Origin of the sequence: Coleofasciculus sp., assembly GCF_046565525.1 — a bacterium.
Classification (GTDB): domain Bacteria; phylum Cyanobacteriota; class Cyanobacteriia; order Cyanobacteriales; family Coleofasciculaceae; genus Coleofasciculus.
In genome coordinates this window covers 1-21,001 of the sequence record NZ_JBKHUP010000029.1, presented here as the reverse complement: position 1 = coordinate 21,001, position 21,001 = coordinate 1, and the positions used below count along the sequence as shown (strand labels likewise).

The window sequence follows — 21,001 nt, the reverse complement described above, 5'->3', positions numbered from 1 at the left end:
ATGACAACTTACTCAGATTGTCTTTGTTTTGCTTGCTGTTGAGCCAGTTGGCTGTTTTGGCGATAAAGGATAACCCGATCTTGAGCTATTTGATAACGGGGATGATCGGGCTTAACGGTACTCATCAGAGTCGATGCTTTTTCCCACGCTGCTGCTATATCTAACCACTGAGCCGCTGTATTCGCCGTTGTCCCCGCCGCATCGGCTTGGATGGCTAGTCGCACAGCTTCAGTAAATGGATCAGAGGGTGTCGCTGCTGCTGAAGTTGAGGCAGGTTGGGGGGGAGGGGTTGGTTCTTTAGTAGTGGTACTGGCGTTTAGTGTGGGAATTAGGCGATCATAAACCAACCAACCGGCTAAGAGTAAGAATAGGCTGACGCTAATACCACCAACAAGACGGCCCCGGAAACGATGGTTTTCCTTCGGTTTGCGGGAGGACACCTTGGGAAGCTGAGTTTTCTTCCTCGGTTCAGCTTTAGGAGTGCGAAGTGCCTTTAGCCCTTGCTGAAGCAAGTTAGGCTTACTCAGCACGATGTCTTGAGACCACAACAGATGGTCGGGGTTACGGCTAATTTCTTCTAACCATAGCAATTGTTGCTCCTGCACAATGCGGCTGTTAATGTTTACCCGACGAATGCTACGCGGTGCAATGTCTTCCAGGAGTTGTTGAATTTTCTTAACGAGTACGGAGCGCTCAAGGGGTTCGACTACAGGTGCTTCACACAACAGGTGTAACACGCCATCTGCAAAAACCGCTCGAGTTCTGACGCGAGCGTCGGCTAACTGTTGATTCAGAATTTGAATTATCGCCGCCACGCTGCCCTGATGAGCTTGTTTGGCGATATCATCCATCGAATCGTGCATATTTGGTTAAGCTATGGATTGGTAGCTATGGCTGACTGTTGTGACATCCTCCCACACCAAATCCAAGATTCTGGTGTGGGCTTCCAAGCTTCACAACTTGGATTTCCTGGTTTTTCCCTGGCGGGATTTCGACACTTACCTAGACTCAGACGAGTACATTTGAGTCCCCGGTAGACCGTCTGCACAGGCAGTTTCCATTCCCGCGAGCCCCGCGGTACTAGTTCGTTTGATTTGCGTTGGTTGTTGATGATCGAATTCGAGAATCAACTCATGGTGCAGCAATTTCAACTAGCTTTGTGAGCATCTATATCGAAGTCCATGTCAATTTACAACAATGAGGTTGGGGAAGTCCAGTGTATGCCAGCGCCAAATTAAAAATTATGGCGTGGGTCTTATTGCTCCCCCTTTCCCCCACAACTAGATAATTTACCGGAAAATAGGGTCTAAAGCCTCGCCCTAAAAGGGCGACTTTTTGTTTTTAATCTTCAGTTTTCGGATCAGTTCCCTTAATACATCATTTTGCGACCTTTCAGTTTGAGCGCAATACTGCTTAAGCCTTTGAGCCTCAGCATCGGAGCATCGAATCAATACTTGTCTCATCTTGCTAAAAACGATATCATTATGATATCATATTATCATGAAAAGTCGATATCAATTCCGAATCTATCCCACCCCGGGTCAGCGTCAATCATTGGCGCGGCTGTTCGGGTGTGTTCGGGTAGTCTGGAATGATGCCTTGCATACATGCAAACAGTTGGACAAACTACCTAAAAATAGTGAACTCCAGAAGCTGTGCATTACTCAGCCTAAGAAAACTGAAGCCAGGGAATGGTTAGGGCAGGTATCCGCTATTCCCCTCCAACAATCGGTTGCCGATTTAGGGGTAGCCTTCAAGAATTTCTTCCAATCCCGCTCTGGCATGCGCTTGGGCAAAAAAGTGAACCCGCCACGGTTTAAGCGAAAAACCAATCGCCAAACCGCAAAGTTTACTAGGGGTGGGTTTAAGGTCAAATCCCAGAAGGTCTATCTAGCCAAGATTGGGGAAATCAAGATTAAGTGGTCGCGCCCCCTGCCGTCTGAACCCAGTTCGGTCACGGTGATTAAGGATTGCGCGGGGAGATATTTCCTCAGCTTTGTGGTTGAGGTAGAGCCGGAAATTAAACCGCCATTCAACCCATCCATTGGGATTGATTTGGGGTTAAAGACGTTTGCCTGTTGTAGCAATGGGGAAAAGATCGATAGTCCTGATTATTCTCGCCTTTACCGTAAGCTGAAACGTGAAGGGCGGCGGCTGGCTAAACGGGAACGAGGAAGTAAACGGCGTGAGCGGATGCGGCTTCGGGTTGCTAAACTCAACGCCCAGATACGGGATAAGCGAAAGGATTTTTTGCATAAACTGTCCACCAAAGTGGTAGATGAAAATCAAATCATCGCTTTGGAAGATTTAAACGTTAGCGGGATGCTGAAGAACCGCAAGCTATCACGGGCAATATCTCAGGCTGGCTGGTATGAGTTCCGGTCATTGTGTGAGGGGAAAGCCTGCAATCACAACCGGGATTTTCGGATTATCAGCCGATGGGAACCCACCAGTCAAGTCTGTTCTGAATGCGGCTATCGATGGGGCAAAATAGACCTGTCGGTGAGGACGATTGTCTGTATTAGTTGCGGCGTAGAACACGATCGCGATGATAACGCATCAGCAAATATAGAGCGAGTCGGGGTAGGGCATACCCACGACTATAAACGGACGGGGAGCGCGTGTAAGACCTCCAATGAGGCCGTGTGTGATGAGCCGTCAACCCAACGAAAGTACATTCAGCGATTAGCTGTTTGACTGGTAGGGAATCACCGTCCTTATAGGGCGGTGAGGATGTCAAACTCCGACTTCCTCAGAAACAAGATATCCCACTGACTTAACCGCGTCATTGGGAATGGGGCGGGACTCAGACCAAGGGACTAAGCCGATCTGGGGTAGCTTAGCTTGGTTCTTTCTCGCCGGAAGATAATTTGGGTAGTGTATTTACAAAGGTTTACAATTAGTAAAGGAAAATATTATCTAAGCTCGGAGGGTTTTCATGCTGCTCAAATCGACAACTCGTCACATTCGCATCTACACTGCCGAGGTGCAAAACAGCCAATTAGTCGAGAGTAACAACGTTTTAACACTAGACGTTGACCCCGATAATGAATTTAATTGGAGTGAAGATGCCCTGCAAAAAATCTATCGTAAGTTTGATGAATTTGTCGAAGCCTATAGCGGAGAAGATTTGACCGAATACAATCTTCGCCGTATCGGCTCCGATTTAGAGCATTACATGCGATCGCTCCTGCAAAAGGGTGAGATTAGCTACAACCTGGAGTGTCGGGCAATGAACTATAGCATGGGATTGCCGCAGGTTGTGTCTCAGGAGTCGTAAATTCAACCCTAACGCCAAGTGCGATTGCCTTGTTCATCGGTGCGTGCTTGGCGAATCACATCAGAAATTTCTTCTGCATCCTGAATATGGTGTAGAGCTTTTTCTTCCCCGTCTTCGTCTTTTACGGTGAAGTAAGTGGGGACTTCAATGTGATCACCGGTAATATCAGGAGCATCAACAGCGACTTTCTGTGCTTTTTGCTCTAGGGTTTGCTCCTCTGGCGAGACTTTATCGCCAGGATTGAGCGTATCATTGGTATCTGGGCGTTCTGGCTTATTCATAAGATCCTCGTACTTTGCCTGTCTAGTGTGATCATAAAAACTCTAGGGGGAGATTTACCTCTTTCTAGAGTGAGAATTGTTCTGTAGAAATTGTTTGAGGGTTAAACGCCGATTTTCCAAAAAACGACTCCAAAAACCTGGAATAAACTCATCCATCGTTTCGGCTAATGCCCACATTTCCAGGTTAATCATTTTGTACAACAGGTCATGGGAGTTCTCAATTTGCTCCATAAGCTGTTTAATTTCAACACTCGCAGGGGAGTTGAGCTCCTCAAAGGAGTGGTCATCGGAGGTGTCATCATCGGGCTTGGGCATGTCTGTTGGCACTGTGTTAAGCTGATCAGCAATACTCAGAAACTGAAGTCAACCGCTTCCTGGAGTGGGAATTTTCCGAACCGACTCCTCTAAGTCGCAAAAAAGTATTATAAATAAAGTTATTTTTTCCAATAGAGGCAACTGTTGTCTGTCAAAGATCCCCTGAATCCTTGGAATTATAAACCGTGGTGGTGTCAGCCTTGGTCAATTCTCCTGACCGGAGTCGTAATCATCACGGGGAGTTGGGTTCTAGCCAAAACGCTCTGGATAACTCTGATCGTGACTACCCCCATTTTGGTTTGGTGGTTTTACTTTTTATGGCTGTGGCCCCGTCTATTGCGACTCAGTAGCCTAGAGTTGATGAATCGCCAACCCGATCAAGAGTCAGAGCCTTCTGAAACCATTTATACCTCAGATAAGTAAACGGCTTCTTGAATCAGACGCTAGAATTTGTAATCAGTAGGCTTATTTCGGTAATCCTAGAATAGAGATGCATCGCGATCGCGGCAGTGTGACTTCAATCGCCAACTTATTACTAGCTAGACGTAGCCAAGAGTGTTTCCATGGACAATCCTGCAGCAACCCTTCACTGCCCTAACTACCGCTGTCAGGCTGCCAATCCCCCTGTCAACAAGTTCTGTCAGAACTGTCGCACGCCCCTGAAACGGCGTTATCTGTGGGCGCTGGGATCGGGCTTAGAAGCATATCAGCTCGAATCAGTAATCGCCAACCGTTATGTGTTGGTCAATGAGCGGATTTTACTCGATACCAAACCAGCAACGCCACCGGATACCCCTCAAGAAATTCCGCCGGAGTTGTTGCCCTATTTGAGACTATCTCCCTATGGCTTACATATTCCCCAAGTATACGGGCGGCTGACAGGCAGTGGAGAACACCCAGGTTCACAGATCTGGCTATTGGAAGAGGCGCCAATTCAGGAAACCGATGCGGCTGGATCTCAAGGACAACTATTTCCTCCCCTGAGTCGAGTCTGGAAAGAGGCACCAGCCATACGTCAACTCAACTGGTTGTGGCAAATCGCCAATCTGTGGCAACCCTTAAGCCATGAAGGGGTGGCGACAAGTTTGCTCAATCCCAATTGGCTGCGTCCAGAAGGCTCTATCCTGCATCTATTGGAACTAAGGCGGGATGCGGCACCGACGCTCAAACAACTCGGTCAGTGCTGGTCTCAATTCATTCCAGAAGCATCCTCGCCCGCGACGCAGTTTTTAGACCAACTCTGTGATCAACTGATCCAAGGAAAAATTCGCACCGCCGAACAACTGGTGGGACTACTTGATCAGGCAATCAAAGACTGTGGACAATGGCAATCTCGTCGTTATCAGATTTTTACCAGTACAGATTCGGGTCCAGTTCGCCACCACAATGAAGATGCTTGTTACCCACCGATTGGACAACTACAGAGTCCCTCAACGGATGAAAATGCCTTAGCCATCGTCTGTGACGGGATTGGCGGACATGAGGGCGGTGAAATTGCTTCGGGGTTAGCGATTAACATTTTGCGAGAGCAAGTGGAACGCCTCAATTTTGATCGTGACCACTGGAACCCAACCCACCTGACCCTGCAACTCGAACAAGCTGCCTGCGCCGCTAATGACGCCATTAGCCAGCAAAATGATAGCGAATATCGCTCTGAGCGACAGCGGATGGGTACAACCTTGGTCATGGCTCAAACCAGCGCCCATGAAATATACATCACTCATGTCGGAGACAGTCGCGTCTACTGGGTGACGCGCCAAGGTTGTCATCAAATTACCCAAGATGATGATCTAGCCTCCCGTGAAGTGCGATTGGGTTACACCTTTTACCGCTATGCTGTGCGACAGCCCAGCTCCGGTTCATTGATCCAGGCTTTGGGCATGGCATCGTCTACCACATTACATCCAACCACCCAGCGGTTTATCCTCGATGAAGATAGTGTATTTCTCCTCTGTTCCGATGGTCTGAGTGACCATGACCGAGTGGAACAATATTGGCAAACCGAAATTCTGCCCATTCTGGACGGACAGGTTGATGTACCAACCGCCGCCGAGCATCTCATCGAGATTGCTAATCGGCAAAATGGTCATGATAATGTTACCCTGGCATTGATCTACTGTCAGGTAACGGCATCAGGGGACACAAAACCAACAGAACTGGCGCCGCCTCAGCCGGAATCGTTGCCTTTGCCGATAACATCACAAATGCCCACGGTAGCTGCCATTGTACCGTCCCAGCAGAAAACTCAACAATTGATCAGACCGAAGCGGCGTCCTTGGGGACTGCTATTAGCAATTGTTGTACTGTTAGTGGTGGGTGCAGGAATGGCTTACCTATTATTACCTCGGCGTTGGATACAAGGGTTTGTCAGCCAGAGTTCTAATTCTGATCCTCCAGTATCCGTGTCAGTGACTCCATCTCCAACGGCTCGTTCAACGCCAACGCCTGAAACGGTTTCGTCCTTGGAGAACTTGACACTGATGCAAGTGACTCGCTCAACTATTATCAATTCAGAAGGACAAGATGTTCCGTTACTACTGCGACTAAAGCCTCCGGAGGAAAATCTCTCACCGATTCGGTTAGTTCCTAGAGGGAGTGTCTTGCAAGTTATTCGGCAATCGTCCGATTCTGGGGAAGATGATTGGCTCAAATTGAGAGTTTGTTCGGCGGGGACGCGAAGCGCCGACACACAATCGGTACAGACAGCAATTGAACAGTCTGCCAACTCTACCCCAGAATCCCCGACTCTATCGGATGCAAAAGAGCGCGGCAATATTTATCCCCAGGTTCAGCCAGGGGATAGAGGTTGGATAAAAGTTGTCAATATTCGCTCAAATTTTGAATTAAATTTTAACCCAACATCCGAACAATTGGGTGTGTGTACAAGTGAACCTCCCTCTGAGGCTTCAACTCCTGCCCTAAGTTCTCCTAAATCCCCTTAGAGCGTCGGTCTAGTAACGACACTTAGCACTCTTGAAGAAGTAGACTGGATACACAAACCCTAGCCAAGACTGGGTAGACTAATAAGAAAAATGTTGCTCTACATTTGGGCGTTGAATGTCTGATATCGAAATTCCTTGCCTCAGTTTAGCGATCGCACGTCTGTCTACGGCTGGGGCAGATAACTTTGCTGTGTGGGTGATTGAAGCTCCTTATCCTGGGGGTTATGTTCATCATGACTCAATTTGGTCTCCCACTCTGACTCAAACGTGGTTGGCGTGGCAACAAATGTTTTCTACAGGGAATTTGCCTCCCCTATTGCCCCTGCCTCATCCCTTGACACCTACACCAACATTATCGCCCCAGAGCGAAAACGCCCCGATGCAGACGATTAGCTACGGCGGACGGCTGATGCAGCAGTTGGGAATAGATTTGTGGAATTGGCTATTTGCGGGTTCAATTCAAACAACATTGGCTGAAAGTCGCGGGATTGCTCGGGGACAAAATACATCCCTGCGCGTGCGTTTGGAAATTCGACATCCTGAGCTTATTCCCCTCCCCTGGGAAATTATGCAGGAAATGGCAGGTAAACCCGCTATTTCTCTGTCTACTCAACTGCTCTTTAGCCGCACGACGAGTAATGTTGACTCTCTCAAACCACTAATCCGCCACGATCAAGCTCTGAATATCCTGCTCGTCTTTGGACAAGATGTCCACCGCTCCAGTGGTAACCATTCAGCTGCCAGCCTCCAGCTTGAACAAGAGGCAGGGGTTTTAGAGAATGTTTTCCAATCCTGTCAAAAGTTCAACCCCACAGCCGTTCCCTGCTTTGTCGAAAAGCTCATACAGCCAACACCTGCTGATTTAATTGCTGCCTTGGACACAGGAGGTTATAATATTCTTTTTTATGCCGGTCATGGTGAACCGGCTCCCGATGGGGGTTTATTATTTTTAAGTCCAGACGCCACCATCAATGGCACAGAATTGGCTCAAGTCTTGGTTCGTAATCAAGTGACCTTGGCGGTATTCAATACCTGTTGGGGCGCTCAACCGGATCAGGTGGGAGGTCAAACGATTCCCCGGAGTAGCTTAGCTGAGGTGTTAATTCACCATGGTGTACCCGCCGTTTTGGGTATGCGCGACTCCATTGCCGATCACGAAGCCTTGAGTTTTATCCAAAGTCTTGCCCAAGCCCTAGCTGCCCGGATGCCTATTGATCAAGCTGTCGCTGTTGCTAGACAACAATTACTCACGCTCTACAAGTTCAACCAACCGGCTTGGACGTTACCTGTGCTTTACATGCATCCGGAGTTCCCAGGACAGTTGATTGCTTCCTTAGAAGAAGGGATTACTGAGCTTCCCCCTATGCCCAGCCACTGGAATGGCGTACAAACCCCCACAGCTTGCTTACGTGCCTTGAACTCAACGGGTAAAGTTTGGCGAATTCGCGGTGGGCTGATGCGTGTGGGACGCGGACAGGAGAATGATTTGGTTTTGGATGAGGAAATGTGGGTTAGCTATAAACATGCAGAAATTCTCTGTCGCGATACCTTCACCCATCCAGAACAAATCCCGACTTACTTCCTGCGTGATTTTTCTCGCAACGGCACTCATATTTTACGAGCAGATGGGTGGCAGAGAATCCACCATCAGGAAGTGCCATTGGAGTCGGGTAGCCAGCTAAAATTTGGCAGTACTCAAAGTCAAACCCTGGAGTTTATTATTGAAAACATTTAATCCAAAAACTTAACAAATCTTAGAATCACAGGGATTCAAGCCGAGGGTCACATCGGTAAATTCAACCGTTCCCACAATTGCGCCAATTATCGGCACCAACCTTAATTTTCTGAATGATTACGGAACATTCGAGAGTGCTGATGTAGCTATTCCTATCAATTTTCATCTACACCAAAGATCACAGAAGGGGTATTATGACCAGTCAAAATAAACCATACCGAAATTATCAAGATGCTTTGAGTCAAGCCCAAGGAGAACTCATAGAAGTACTTTGGCAACCCGACGACAATTGTTATCCCTGGAATCCCGCTGAACCTGAAGCCCAAGACTATTTGGCAGATCTGGAAGCGGGATTTTCTCTGGATGCTTGTCAAACAGCGGCGGAAATTACCTCAGGCTCACAAACCCTATTCAATCGCTTGCACCAGTGCTGGACATCTCTGACGCCCTCAGATTCTTCAGGTTCAGCATCTGTGAAGCGGTCATTGGCTCAACGGTTTTCCGGCGTTCCGGCGTCTTGGTTGGACGCGATCGCCGACCAAGCTCAACAGGCGTTGTCCATGAACCAGTCATTCGCAGATAAGCTTGTTTTATGCGTTAAACCGTTATTGCCGAACTGGAGTGAAGATGATCTATTAATTTTTGCCCGTCCGTGGGCTTACGCCATGCGAGGCAATCAAGACTTTGGCACTGTTGGCTCAGTCAAATGGTCTGAATTATCGCCCATTGAGCAGGTGCGCTTAAGTTTAGCTATTGCCCATTATACTCTCACGCAACTGGACAACCCTCCTGAGGATCATTAATTACCGGGTTCATTTGTCTTATGGTAGAGGTGGGCGGGAGACACTCTGGCACAGTTGTTCAGTGATCACTGAGCAAGAAAACCCGCCCAAGCGTCAAAACCAGGCTCCAGGTCAAATCACAGATTTGGCTTTTCGCCTTAACTAAAAGGCGGCAACAGAGGCTGCAAGAGGGTAATGAAATAGTACACTAAGGGAGCCGTAAAAACATAGCTGTCTGTACGGTCTAAAATACCACCGTGACCAGGAATTAATTGTCCTGAATCCTTGACACCTGCATCTCGTTTCATCATTGATTCGGTTAAGTCTCCCAAGAGGCTAGCCACCCCAATTAAGGTGCCGAAAACAAATCCGCTGAGTTGCCAATTCGACCATTGCAGATACCAAGCCCCAGCCATAGCCACTGCTCCACTAGCGCAAAGCCCGAAAATTGCGCCTTCCACTGTCTTTTTGGGACTAATACTCGAAAGGGGAGTTCGACCAAAAAACTTGCCAAAACTATACGCACCAATATCGGCTGCCCAAATACAGCCAAAGGCGAGTAGAGTAACAGTTAAACCTTGGGACAGAACCGTTAGGTTAGTCCAAGGGTGAAGCCAAGAGCCATTGAAGGAAAAACTATTGATGCTAGCTGTAGCATTCAGTGGCAATGAAACCCCTCCATCTAAGCCAACACGCAATCGTATCCAGTAGCTAGGCAGATAACCGGCATAGAGTAATCCCAAAATCGAAGCGGCAATATCCGCAATCGTCGCCATTTTGGGTTGAAAGAGCAGGTAAAAACAAATCAAGGTTCCGGCGATGGGAAAGGCGGCATCCGTAAGATTAGAGTTAAGGGCGGCTGTCACCAATAAAAGCTGACTCACAACTAACGTCGTTTTAGCCGCAGGCGCAATTCCTTTTGCCTGAACCAGTTGAAAATATTCCAATTGACCCAAATAGACGATGACACACAGGCCGAGGGTAAAATACCATCCTCCCGCTACAATCATCCCCATCGCTAGGGTAATCGCTACAATTCCACTAAAAATTCGAGACCAGGGCATAGAACTTTGGTTGACACAAGACAGTCCCAATTAACTGTCTAGATGAAACTATTACATTAAGATTAACAATCTGGCAGCACTCGCAGTTAGTCAATTTGAGGATGGGTAGGTGCGAGTTATCAACTTGGAAATGTTTATGGTAAGCTGTTACACATTTATTGTGCATACCCTTACACCCCATACCCCTGACAAGGACTTCACTCTTGTTTATTTAGATGCACATCAGCGTGTGGAAGGTTACGAATCCAACTTCTCCCCACTGAGGATAAACATGGGATTAACAGCGGCAAAGATTTGATGAGTGCCTCGAGTTTCCAAGCGATTGATTGAGGATTGTACGACCTCGATATTACGAGCTTGTAACTCAGCCAAACCTTCTGAGAGGGTATAAAGACTCTCTAGATTACTAGCTGTGGCAACAATCCGACCTTGGGGTTCTAAGTAATACCAGACTTCCTTAAGAATTTCTTTAATCGGGCGTCCTCCCTCAATGCAGGCTCTATGGGGTTTTCCCGGTAGATTGGGGAGACATTCCGGCGCCGATCCTTCGATAACGTCAACATTCTCAATGCCGAAGCGGGAACAGTTGCGTCGAATCAGGTTCGCCACATCTTCATCCCGTTCTACCGCCACAATTTTACCGTGAGGACAAAGTAATCCGGTTTCCACAGCAATCGTACCTGTACCTGCACCGATATCCCAGAGCAAGGAATGGGATTCTAGGCGCAATGCGGAAATAATCAGTAAGCGTGCTTCTCGCTTAGTCAGGGGAATACCGGGCAAGCGCTCGAATAAATCATCGGGAATACCAGGAGTGGTATAGTTCCACAGGGGAGAAGACATTCTGTTGATCCTTGGTCATTAGTCCTTACTGTATAACAACGTTGACGCTGTTTAAGCTAGGGTCACTACACCCAGTAATATAGCCGCCAAAATGCTGAACCTGTCGCAGATAGTCCACCGTAGCTGACGCGATCGCAAATCCTGGAATTAAAACGGGAATACCAGGGGGATAGGGACAAACCCATTCAGCACTAATTTTACCTACGCTTTGTTCTAGAGGTAACCGTTCTTTCGGGGCAAAAAAGGCGTCGCGAGGGGACATCGACGGTTCCAGGATTAACCCTGAAACCATTCCCGGTTGGTATAAGTTCTGCCTAGGGCGAGAATCGGGACGACAATAGCGCTGGCTTAAGTGGGCAAAGGCTTGGACTAACTGCTGAATATCATCAGTGGTGTTTCCTAAACTCATGATAAACGTCAGATGTTGGAATGTCGGTAACTCGGCGGTTACACCCAACTGCTCACAAAAAATTTCATCGGCTTCAAACCCACTGAGCCCCAACGCTGTAACCTTCACCGTCAGCCGGGTAGGATCTAGGGTAAAACAACCCGGAGTGTTTGTGGCGTCTAAAACCGATAATCCAGGAATTTGTTGAATCTGTTCTCTCGCCACCTCAGCCAGCCCTAGAGTGCGGCTAAGCAGCTTTTCCCCATACAGCACCATTTGTTGTCGTGCGGCGTCTAGAGAGGCTAAGAGGAGGGCGCTGGGACTGGTAGACTGGACAAGCTGTAGGGCTTGACTCAATCGTTCAGGATCAATGCGATCACCTTTAATGTGCAGCATTGAGGCTTGGGTCATAGCTGCCAAAACCTTATGGGTGGATTGTATGGTTAAATCAGCCCCGGCTGAGATTGCACTCGGAGGCAAATCAGGGTGAAAAGTCAGGTGCGCCCCGTGCGCCTCATCAACCAGCAAAGGAATATTGTAGTGATGCACCCGTTGTGCGATCGCGTGGATATCCCCGCACACGCCATGATAGGTCGGATAAAGCAGCATCACCGCTTTGGCATCCGGATGGTGCTTTAGGGCTTGGGTAACGGCGTCTGGAGTAATACTGTGTGCCAAATCCCCTGAAGGATCATACTCTGGGGTAATAAAAATCGGACTCGCACCAGACAAAACCAAACCTGCGATCGCGGATTGATGACTATTGCGAGGTAAAATTAGCTTATCTCCTGTACCGCAAGTGGCTAAAATTGCCGCAATTACCCCACAGGTTGAGCCATTAACCAGAAACCACGTTTTATCTGCACCAAACGCCGCCGCCGCTAACTCTTGCGCCTCCTGAATCACTCCTGAAGGGGCAAATAAGTTATCAAAATCGGGCAATTCAGGTAGATCACTCTCAAAGACTGATTTTCCCCAGATGTTCACCAGCCGATCAGATATACCTTTTCCCCGCTTATGACCTGGGGCGTAAAACGGCGCGTGAGGGCGTCCAGCACAGGCTTGTAAGGCATCGAGTATGGGGATAGTCCTTTGTCCTTCGTCTTTTGTCATTTGTCATTTGTCCTTACTCTGCCATCGAGGGTCAGCAACTGTAACCTAATTCCTACTCAGCTCTACTCATCCCTACCCATCTTTAAGTAGGGATGATGTAAGTTGATCAACAAACTCCCTGAGTCGCTCTTGCCAGTCAGGGATTGCTTTTAGTTTTTCCTTAGTACGAGAAAAAGCTCTCGCGTATGCAATGGTTAAACCGTCATAAACAAATCGGTTCATCTAATTGGAAAAAAGCCCAAATCAAAATAGCCCGTTTACACCGGAAAATAGCCAATATCCGTAAAGACACGCTGCATAAACTCACCTCCTATTTAGCCCAAAACCACAGCCGGATAGGAATAGAAAACCTGAATGTATCCGGGATGATGGCTAACCACAAACTAGCTAAAGCTATTCAGGATATGGGCTTCCATGAGTTCAAGCGCCAGTTAGAGTACAAGTGCCAGTTGTATGGGTCAACCTTGGTTGCAGTAGACCAGTGGTATCCTTCAACCAAGACCTGTTCCCAGTGCCATACTGTCAAAGACTCAATGCCCTTATCTGAGCGAGTTTTCCAGTGTGACAACTGCGGGTTTGAGTGCGACAGAGACTTGAACGCATCGCTCAATTTAGAGCAAGCCGCCAGTTAGGTGGGGGAGAGCCTGCGGACTGGTTGAGTGCCGACACCGCCAGAGTGAAGCAGGAAGTAAGCATCAAGCTAAGTTTGACTACGGTTGATTAGCTTTGATTCGGTCTTATGTAACGGTCTTCAAGGGTCACGCGCCATGCCATCGAGGGTCTTCAAAACTCAAAACTCAAAACTCAAAACTCAAAACTTACTCCCTTAATGTTGTAATATAAAGTATTTGGGTAAAAATTAGTCAGGTACACAAGGAAGTTCTATGTCGCGATATCGAGGTCCGCGCCTGCGGATTGTCCGTCGTCTGGGCGATCTGCCCGGTTTGACTCGCAAATCCCCCCGTCGTTCATACCCACCCGGTCAACATGGTCAAGCTCGCCGGAAGCGGTCAGAATATGCGATTCGATTGGAAGAAAAACAGAAACTCCGCTACAACTACGGAGTCACGGAAAAGCAATTGCTTCGCTATGTTCGTAAAGCACGTAGGGCAACGGGTTCCACGGGTCAAGCGTTGCTAGAACTGCTAGAAATGCGACTGGATAACACCGTATTTCGTTTAGGAATGGCAGGTACTATTCCAGGTGCGCGTCAGCTTGTGAATCACGGTCATGTGATGGTCAATGGTAGGGAAGTGAATATCGCTAGCTACCAATGCCGTCCCGGTGATGTGATTATGGTTAAAGATAATGAGCGATCTCGGGGTTTGGTGGAAAAAAATCTGGAATACCCCGGATTGGCAAATCTACCGAGCCATTTAGAGTTTGACAAGAAAACATTCACGGGTAAGGTCAATGGTGTGATTGAGCGTGAGTGGGTCGCTCTGCAAATTAACGAACTGCTGGTGGTTGAGTTCTATTCACGGAAAGCGTAGATTGGTCATTGGTCATTGGTCATTGGTACCAGGAAAAAACAAAGGACAAATGACGAATGACGATGACTATCCACCAATTTGTGACATGGTGCGAGTGTAGTAACCATCAGTGCCAGAGTCTCGCTGTTTAAAGTTGATATCTGGTTTAATCGCTAGTAACTGCTGCACTCGCGCTCTTAATTGGGCGAGATCAACGCCGCTACGCAGAGCGGTTTTTAAGTCAATCTGACCCGTTTCATTGAGTAAACAGGGGCGCAACCACCCATCAGCGGAGAGGCGCATCCGGTTACAGCGATCGCAAAAACATTCGGACATCTGACTGATAAAGCCGAGAGTCCCCAAGGCATTAGGAATCTGGAATACATCAGCCGGTCCATTCCCGCGCACATTCGACTCAACTAAGCCCCAGCGATCGCGGATTTGCTGGCGTAGTTCCTCAGAGGGAATCCAGGCGCGATCGTTAAATAATTCAGGATTGCCAATCGGCATAAACTCAATAAACCGAATGTGCCAATGGCGCTCAAGGGTAAGTGCGGCTAAATCCAGGACTTCTGAGTCATTCACCCCTGGAATAACGACGATATTCAATTTCAGCGGATCAAACCCAACCCGATGTGCCGCCTGAATTCCGTCCCAAGTTTGCCGCCAGCGCGATCGCCCCCGATTCCCGATAATTTTGTCAAAGGTATCAGGATTGAGAGAGTCCAAGCTAATATTAATCCGCCGCAATCCCGCATCATACAAGTCTTGTGCCATGCCTGCGAGTAAAAAGGCATTCGTCGTCATCGCTAAATCTTCGGTTTGATCCAGTGCAGCAATTTCTCTGACCAACTCTACCACCCCTGGACGCAGTAGCGGTTCTCCACCCGTCAGGCGAAACTTTCTAAACCCCACCGGGATAAACACCTCTTTCAATAGCGTCAGCAGCTCCTCATGGGTGAGGAGTTCCTGTTGCAGGATATAGTCAAGTTCTGACCCGTCCGGCATACAGTAGTGACAGCGGAAGTTACAGCGGTCAATGAGGCTAATCCGGAGATAATCGACAGTGTTCATTATATTTTCTAGTTATCGTACAAGACTCCAGGGGCGAAAACTGCCAATATAATTCCCTCTCCCCCATCGATAAGCGGCTATTGTTCTATGATAGGTATCTTCAACTCATCGGAAGCTAAGGATTATGTATTCAATGCATAGAGCAGAACAAAAACTAAATTGGCACAATCCTGGCACACCTATCCTGTCGGTGTATGTAACTATTAACATGTGAACGTTGAGGCGCATCACTCCTATGTTAGGCAAGTTATTGGATGGTCGTTACCAAGTCAACCAAGTCCTCGGTGCAGGAGGATTTGGTCGCACGTACCTGGCACAAGATACCCGGCGTCCCGGTAGCCCGATTTGTGTGGTCAAACACCTTCAGCCGGCTAATCGTGACCCCAATTTCTTAGAAACCGCCCGACGCCTGTTCAACAGCGAAGCGGAAACCCTAGAAGTGCTGGGCAATCACGACCAGATCCCGCGTCTGCTTGCCTACTTTGAAGAAGACCAAGAATTTTATCTGGTTCAGGAATATATTGAAGGGCATCCCCTCAGCAAAGAGTTGATACCGGGTCAACCGTGGGACGAGACGCGAGTTATTGCCCTGCTGCAAGAACTCTCAGAGGTTTTAGAGTTTGTTCATAATCGTGGCGTGATTCACCGGGATCTTAAGCCAGATAACTTAATTCGGCGTAATTTAGATAAAAAGTTAGTCTTATTGGACTTTGGGGCGGTTAAGCAAATCCGGACTCAACTGGCGACTTCTCAGATGCAGATGAGCAATACGGTTGCTGTGGGGACTCCGGGTTATATGTCCAGCGAACAGGCTTTGGGTCAACCGCGTCCCACCAGCGATATTTACGCCTTGGGAATTATTGGTATCCAGGCAATTACGGGTCGTATGCCTGCCGAATTGCAGGAAGATTTAAATACGGGCGAACTGATCTGGCAGCATCTTGCACCCGTGAGTCCAGGGTTGAAGAATATCCTGACCCGGATGGTGCGCTATCATTTCAAAGACCGCTACCAGTCAGCCACAGAAGCCTTACAAGCGGTGCGATCGCTCACAGCTTCCCCTTCTACTCCTTACAGTCAGCAGATTCCGCCTCCTAGACCAACCCCACAACCCACACCCCTATCGGAACAAGGCACTCTGGCAGTTTCCCCAGCAGCACCACCTCGACAACCTGCCCCTCCTCCCCCTCCTCGCCCTCCTGAACCCACACCCCCATCTGAACCGAACCGCGCCCCATTAGTCATTGGTATTGGTTTAGTCGTGGCTATGGCAGCCGCAGGCATGGCGTATGGCATTCGTCAGGGTTTATCCGGTCAAGGAGTGGCACGAGGGAATTGTACGGTGACCGCTCAAAGCTTGAACGTGCGGTCAAACCCCAACGCAGCGGTTGTTGGCACGGTTAATAAAGGCACAAACTTATCCCTAACTGGCACCAAGCAAGGGGATTGGGTGGAAATTCGTTCACCGCAAGCTGGGTGGGTTTTTGGGCAGTATATCGATTGTGCCTCTGTGGATACCATTGCTGAACAACCTGCTAGCCCTACCCCAGAAGAAACTCAACCGAGTCCGACTCCAGTTGAGGCAAAACCTAGTCCCAGTCCAGAACCAACTCCAACCCCGCAAAAATCCCCCAATCAACCCAAACCCGATAATGGGGCAAAGGTCTTGACAGAAGCAGCCCAAGAGTATCAAAAAGGTAACTTAGATCGAGCGATCGCGGCGGCTCAATCGGTTCTCCCCAGTAGTCCGGCGTTTGAGGATGCTCAAAAGAACATCGAGACTTGGCAAAAGGAATGGGGGGAAGCGAAAACCAAATTCGATAAGATTGAGCAAGCCTACAATGAAGGTCGCTATGTTGATGTGATCATTTATGCCGCAGACAGCGATTTTCCGGAACAACGCTATTGGCGAGAAAAGTTAAATGGATTAGTTCGCCAAGCTACCCAGCGTAAAAATCAAGGGGATACGAATCAGCAAACCCCGCCGTCATCAGAACAGTCCAATCCCCAAAACCCTAAACCGGACACACAACAACCCGTTCAACCCTCACCTAAACCCACAGGGGACAATTCAGTGCCAATTTGTGAACCGGAAGCCCAAGAAGCCTGTTGATATAGCAGTAGACACATCGATTAGGACTTTCTGAACAGTGGTAGAGACGTTGCATGCAACGTCTCTACACGCAATTTTTCAGTCGCTCTACGTGGGTTTGATGTAGCTCTGTTAGTTCGCGCAGGCGGACGAAAGTTTGTGTAGCTGCGATTTTCTTTTCAACAGGGCTGGTAGCTACTACCAAGGATTTCCCACCAGGGTAAACGCACTCCAATAATAAGGATGAGTCAGATTAATATTCCCCTGGTTGAGTAATTCCTCTGGTAAAGAAATCCTAGCCGATGGTGTCACTAATTCATCTCCGTCTAATTTAACTTCCCCCCGCATCATTGCCAGTTGTGCTTGTCGCAAGGCTTCAGCTTTAATGGGGGCTTGTTTTAACTGTTGATAAAATGTGGTCATCAGTCCTAATGTCCCAGTATCACTGACATACCAGAGACTACCCAATGCCGATTTTACCCCAGCTTGTACCGCTAATCCGGTAAATCCTAACTCCGCTTGTTCATCCCCTAAGGCTGAACGACAAGCACTTAATACCATCAGTTCGACTGGGGGATTATCTAATTGCAACTCTCGCAACTTATCTAGGGTTAATCGAGTATTCCAAAACTGAATATAGGAGTTACTAGGTTTTCCCGGTTTAAATTCTCCATGGGTGGCGAGATGGAGAATACCAAACGGTTGATTAGCGCGGGCTTGTTTGAGATTTTCTAGGGTAAAGGTTTGGTTAAGAAAGGACGTACCTGACCACAACTGATTGGTAATCAGGGATAACTCTTTGGGGACAGCAGGTAAAGGGTCTTGTTCGGTAAATTCCGAAGCACCCATGGCTAAGATATTAGCGTCGCGGATATCCACATACCGGGTATCGGTGAGGCTAAAACTGGGCATTAACCCCACGCTGTAGTTCTCGATAATAAATTGGTTTCCGTCATAGAGTGTAGCGATGGGGAGGGAACGCAAGCCACTATCCATAACGAAGCTAAGATTATTAATTTGTTGGGCTTGTAATTCTTCTGCGATGGGGGAAATTAACCAATCATAAAGTTGTTGTGCAGACTGTTTATAAGGACGAGGAATACGAACATCGGTGACAGCGCGACGTAATTGTTGCACTTGTTGCAGAACTTTCTCTCGTGTTGCGCCCGGTACGGGACGACGAATTACGTCTCCAGAGGCGGTAACTAGGATGAGTTCCAGTTGGTCAGTGGGTTGAGGATTGGGGTTAGTTGAAAGTTGTTGCTGTTGAGGTGTGGAAGCATTAAACTGCCAGAGGATTTCGTTTTGGTCTTTGGGATTGGGTTTTTCGGGAGTGGGGGTTTGGGGTTTAAAGAAGGCGTAAATTAGGGCAGGTTTTATGCCAGTAATTTGTTCAATTTGATTGAGTGTGACTTTGGTTTCTTGAGGTGTAACGGCGCGGGTATTTCTAACCCCTAGATAATTTTCATAAGCATTAGTAAAGTTGCCTTCTTGTTGAGCCACTTCCGTTTCAGCAGCTTGAGTTGTGGTGGGGACGGATGCTGACTCGGAGGATTCGGTGGTGTCTTCTTCTTCGGCTAATTGATTATTATCTTTTTCCGGAAGTTTACTAACTTCATTTGGTTGGATAACATCAACGGGATTAATTAAGGGTTCATCCACAGGGGTCACAGGTGAATCATCGACAGGTTCTTCTTCAGGAATCGTCGGTGCATCAACACTAATAATTTCGATGTCGCCGTCTATCTTGGTAAAGAGCAAGGATTGTGTTGGACGGATGGTAATATCACCATCGGTAATTGCACTCACTGTGCCATTGGTTGTGGCATCACCAATAATAAAAGGAGTCTCGCCGTTACCACCATGGCGGATAGTAATATTACCATTATCATCCCCGCCAGCGCTGGATATGCTTACGGCTTCACCGTTAGCGTCTGTAAAGGTATCCGTGGCGCGGAAAAATTGACCTGCGGTGATATCTACGTTACCGCCTTTGCCATTGTTACCCCCTTCAGCGTTAATAAAACTGACTTGAATATCACCAATGGGGTCAAGGGTGACATCACCGCCATCGCCAGAACTACCGCTGCTATTAATTTCACCCAGAGTCATCGAGTTTAAGGCTTGGATGAGAATATCACCGCCACTGGTTCCGGAACTTGTCAGGTTGTTGGTGGTGATAACTCCATTATTGCTGGTTAGGGTAATGTCTCCACCCGGATTGATGGTTGAATTAGTATTGATGTTGGCGGTATTAATGGTTTGATTTGCGGTAATAGTAACGTTGGTTGCTGTAATATTTTGGGTGTTAACGTTGTTGGCACGGTTGATTGTTAGGCTATTTAAGGAAGTGATGTTACCAATATTTCCCCTAACGTTAATATTACCCGTCCCTGCATCGAGGGTAAGTCTCTGAGTTCCATTAATTGCACCGTTAAGATTGATATCACCTGCGCCACTGTTGGTATTAAGGACGACGGAATTCCCCAGATTGGTGTTACCTGTAATTGTAATGGTCTGGTTTGCGGTAGCGATATTGGCGTTCAGGTTTGTGGTTGCACTGTTGAGGGTAATGGAGGCATTCCCTGAGCCGATGATGGTTCCGTTGACATCAATGGTTCCCCCCTGAATGGTGACAGGTTTGTTAAATTCAATTGGGTTTATGGTGACGGGGTTTGTGTTACCTTGTCCGATGGTTAGGGTATTAAAGTTAGATTGGAATGCATTTAATTCACTCGTTGTCAAATCTAAAGCGGCGCTGGTGTTATCGGTTGCACCAATGGTAATGGCTTGGTTGGATGTGGCGGGTTGTAGGGTGAGTCTGTTGCCATTCGTGACTGAACCTAAACTATTAATTTCACCGGCTTTTAGGGTTAAGGAGTGACCATTAGCATTTAAGTCGAAGGCAAAAGACAGAGTAGTTAGTCCAGCATCCAAGGTCACATCGTTGTCTAGAGTGACTGGACTATTAAAGATAAGGTTGTTTCCTGTGGTGATGTTTCCGATAACGTTAGTGTTACTTGAATTTACCTCTAATCCGCCGTTAATCGTCAAAGGTGACAATCGGATTGCATTGGTATCGTTGAGGATAACGTTTCTGGCACTGCTAATGGCTACTGTATTGAAGTTATTGGCATTGTTGAGTGTAATGTCATTGTTATTAGCATTTAATGTTGCCGTGCCATTGGCTACACTCAAATTACCACTATCCGTAATCGCGCCATTAGCACTCACGCCTAAAGTGCCAGTAATAGTCGAAGTTCCTAAATCAATCCCATTGATGTCGTTTAAGGTAACATCTCTGCCACTACTTACAGCTACGGTGTTAAAATTATTGGCATTATCTAAGGTGATATTGTTGCCATTGGCATTTAAGGTGGTGCCACCAGCTACACTCAAAGCGCCACTATCTGTAATCGCACCCACAGCAGTAACACCTAATGTGCCGGTAATAGTAGAAGCGCCTAAATCAATAGCATTGCTGTCGTTTAGGGTAACATTTGCGCCACTGGTGACGGCTACTGTGCTGAAGTTATTGGCATCATCTAAGGTGATATTGTTGCCATTGGCATTTAAGGTGGTGCCACCAGCTACACTCAAAGCGCCACTATCTGTAATCG

General features: G+C 47.7%; 17 protein-coding genes and 1 pseudogene. 9 read left to right on the top strand and 9 right to left on the bottom strand.

The window, feature by feature from the left end; translation table 11 throughout:
• Nucleotides 1-8: 8 nt before the first annotated feature.
• Nucleotides 9-863, bottom strand: coding sequence for a hypothetical protein (locus tag ACLGGO_RS12590; protein WP_446419574.1), 855 nt, complete (start codon nt 861-863; stop codon nt 9-11).
• Nucleotides 864-1,319: 456 nt separating this feature from the next.
• On the bottom strand, nt 1,320-1,463 hold the full coding sequence (locus tag ACLGGO_RS12585; RefSeq protein ID WP_446419573.1) for a ribbon-helix-helix protein, CopG family: 144 nt from the start codon (nt 1,461-1,463) through the stop codon (nt 1,320-1,322).
• A gap of 37 nt (nt 1,464-1,500) precedes the next feature.
• Here ACLGGO_RS12585 and ACLGGO_RS12580 point away from each other — a divergent pair, with 37 nt between their 5' ends.
• Together ACLGGO_RS12580 and ndhM are read left to right on the top strand one after the other, a co-directional pair.
• Nucleotides 1,501-2,697 (top strand): RNA-guided endonuclease InsQ/TnpB family protein, encoded by a 1,197-nt coding sequence (locus ACLGGO_RS12580; RefSeq protein WP_446419572.1) that lies wholly within the window; start codon nt 1,501-1,503, stop codon nt 2,695-2,697.
• A gap of 241 nt (nt 2,698-2,938) precedes the next feature.
• Nucleotides 2,939-3,280 carry an NAD(P)H-quinone oxidoreductase subunit M gene (gene ndhM, locus ACLGGO_RS12575; protein ID WP_446419571.1) on the top strand — a complete coding sequence of 114 codons (342 nt, stop codon included), beginning with the start codon at nt 2,939-2,941 and terminating at the stop codon, nt 3,278-3,280.
• An 8-nt stretch (nt 3,281-3,288) separates the two neighbouring features.
• Here ndhM and ACLGGO_RS12570 read toward each other — a convergent pair whose 3' ends face one another.
• Nucleotides 3,289-3,561, bottom strand: coding sequence for a hypothetical protein (locus ACLGGO_RS12570; RefSeq protein WP_446335710.1), 273 nt, complete (start codon nt 3,559-3,561; stop codon nt 3,289-3,291).
• Nucleotides 3,562-3,615: 54 nt separating this feature from the next.
• The gene (locus ACLGGO_RS12565; protein WP_446360237.1) at nt 3,616-3,876 is read right to left on the bottom strand and encodes a hypothetical protein; all 261 of its coding nucleotides are present in this window, start codon (nt 3,874-3,876) and stop codon (nt 3,616-3,618) included.
• 144 nt (nt 3,877-4,020) lie between these two features.
• On the opposite strand from ACLGGO_RS12565, the gene ACLGGO_RS12560 reads away from it, so the two are divergent.
• The 4 genes from ACLGGO_RS12560 (at nt 4,021) to ACLGGO_RS12545 (ending at nt 9,356) form a co-directional block, all read left to right on the top strand.
• The gene (locus ACLGGO_RS12560) at nt 4,021-4,299 is read left to right on the top strand and encodes a DUF6737 family protein (RefSeq protein WP_446419570.1); all 279 of its coding nucleotides are present in this window, start codon (nt 4,021-4,023) and stop codon (nt 4,297-4,299) included.
• Between the two features lie 140 nt (nt 4,300-4,439).
• Complete coding sequence (locus ACLGGO_RS12555) at nt 4,440-6,818, top strand: PP2C family serine/threonine-protein phosphatase (protein WP_446419569.1); 2,379 nt, start codon at nt 4,440-4,442, stop codon at nt 6,816-6,818.
• 115 nt (nt 6,819-6,933) lie between these two features.
• Nucleotides 6,934-8,553, top strand: a complete 1,620-nt coding sequence (locus ACLGGO_RS12550) for a CHAT domain-containing protein (RefSeq protein WP_446419568.1) — start codon at nt 6,934-6,936, stop codon at nt 8,551-8,553.
• Nucleotides 8,554-8,747: 194 nt separating this feature from the next.
• A complete protein-coding gene (locus ACLGGO_RS12545; RefSeq protein WP_446335715.1) occupies nt 8,748-9,356 on the top strand; it encodes a hypothetical protein in 609 nt (202 codons plus the stop codon).
• 137 nt (nt 9,357-9,493) lie between these two features.
• On the opposite strand, the gene ACLGGO_RS12540 is transcribed toward ACLGGO_RS12545, so the two are convergent.
• The 3 genes from ACLGGO_RS12540 to ACLGGO_RS12530 all read right to left on the bottom strand — a co-directional run bounded on the left by ACLGGO_RS12540 (nt 9,494) and on the right by ACLGGO_RS12530 (nt 12,743).
• Nucleotides 9,494-10,399, bottom strand: coding sequence for a phosphatidate cytidylyltransferase (locus ACLGGO_RS12540; RefSeq protein ID WP_446335716.1), 906 nt, complete (start codon nt 10,397-10,399; stop codon nt 9,494-9,496).
• Between the two features lie 237 nt (nt 10,400-10,636).
• Nucleotides 10,637-11,242: a precorrin-6Y C5,15-methyltransferase subunit CbiT gene (cbiT, locus tag ACLGGO_RS12535; protein WP_446419567.1), complete on the bottom strand. Its 606-nt coding sequence runs from the start codon at nt 11,240-11,242 to the stop codon at nt 10,637-10,639.
• A gap of 25 nt (nt 11,243-11,267) precedes the next feature.
• On the bottom strand, nt 11,268-12,743 hold the full coding sequence (locus ACLGGO_RS12530) for an aminotransferase class I/II-fold pyridoxal phosphate-dependent enzyme (protein ID WP_446419566.1): 1,476 nt from the start codon (nt 12,741-12,743) through the stop codon (nt 11,268-11,270).
• Between the two features lie 164 nt (nt 12,744-12,907).
• On the opposite strand from ACLGGO_RS12530, the pseudogene ACLGGO_RS12525 reads away from it, so the two are divergent.
• Together ACLGGO_RS12525 and rpsD are read left to right on the top strand one after the other, a co-directional pair.
• Nucleotides 12,908-13,375: pseudogene (locus ACLGGO_RS12525) on the top strand (RNA-guided endonuclease InsQ/TnpB family protein); the annotation flags it as partial.
• Between the two features lie 252 nt (nt 13,376-13,627).
• The gene (gene rpsD, locus ACLGGO_RS12520; RefSeq protein ID WP_446359722.1) at nt 13,628-14,236 is read left to right on the top strand and encodes a 30S ribosomal protein S4; all 609 of its coding nucleotides are present in this window, start codon (nt 13,628-13,630) and stop codon (nt 14,234-14,236) included.
• A 66-nt stretch (nt 14,237-14,302) separates the two neighbouring features.
• Here rpsD and moaA read toward each other — a convergent pair whose 3' ends face one another.
• A complete protein-coding gene (gene moaA, locus ACLGGO_RS12515; RefSeq protein WP_446419565.1) occupies nt 14,303-15,289 on the bottom strand; it encodes a GTP 3',8-cyclase MoaA in 987 nt (328 codons plus the stop codon).
• Between the two features lie 235 nt (nt 15,290-15,524).
• On the opposite strand from moaA, the gene ACLGGO_RS12510 reads away from it, so the two are divergent.
• Entirely contained in the window at nt 15,525-17,402 is a 1,878-nt protein-coding gene (locus ACLGGO_RS12510) for a protein kinase domain-containing protein (protein WP_446419564.1), read from the top strand.
• 177 nt (nt 17,403-17,579) lie between these two features.
• Here the strand turns inward: ACLGGO_RS12510 and ACLGGO_RS12505 are convergent.
• Nucleotides 17,580-21,001 (bottom strand): CHAT domain-containing protein (locus tag ACLGGO_RS12505; protein ID WP_446419563.1); only part of this gene is annotated, 3,422 nt, incomplete at its 5' end.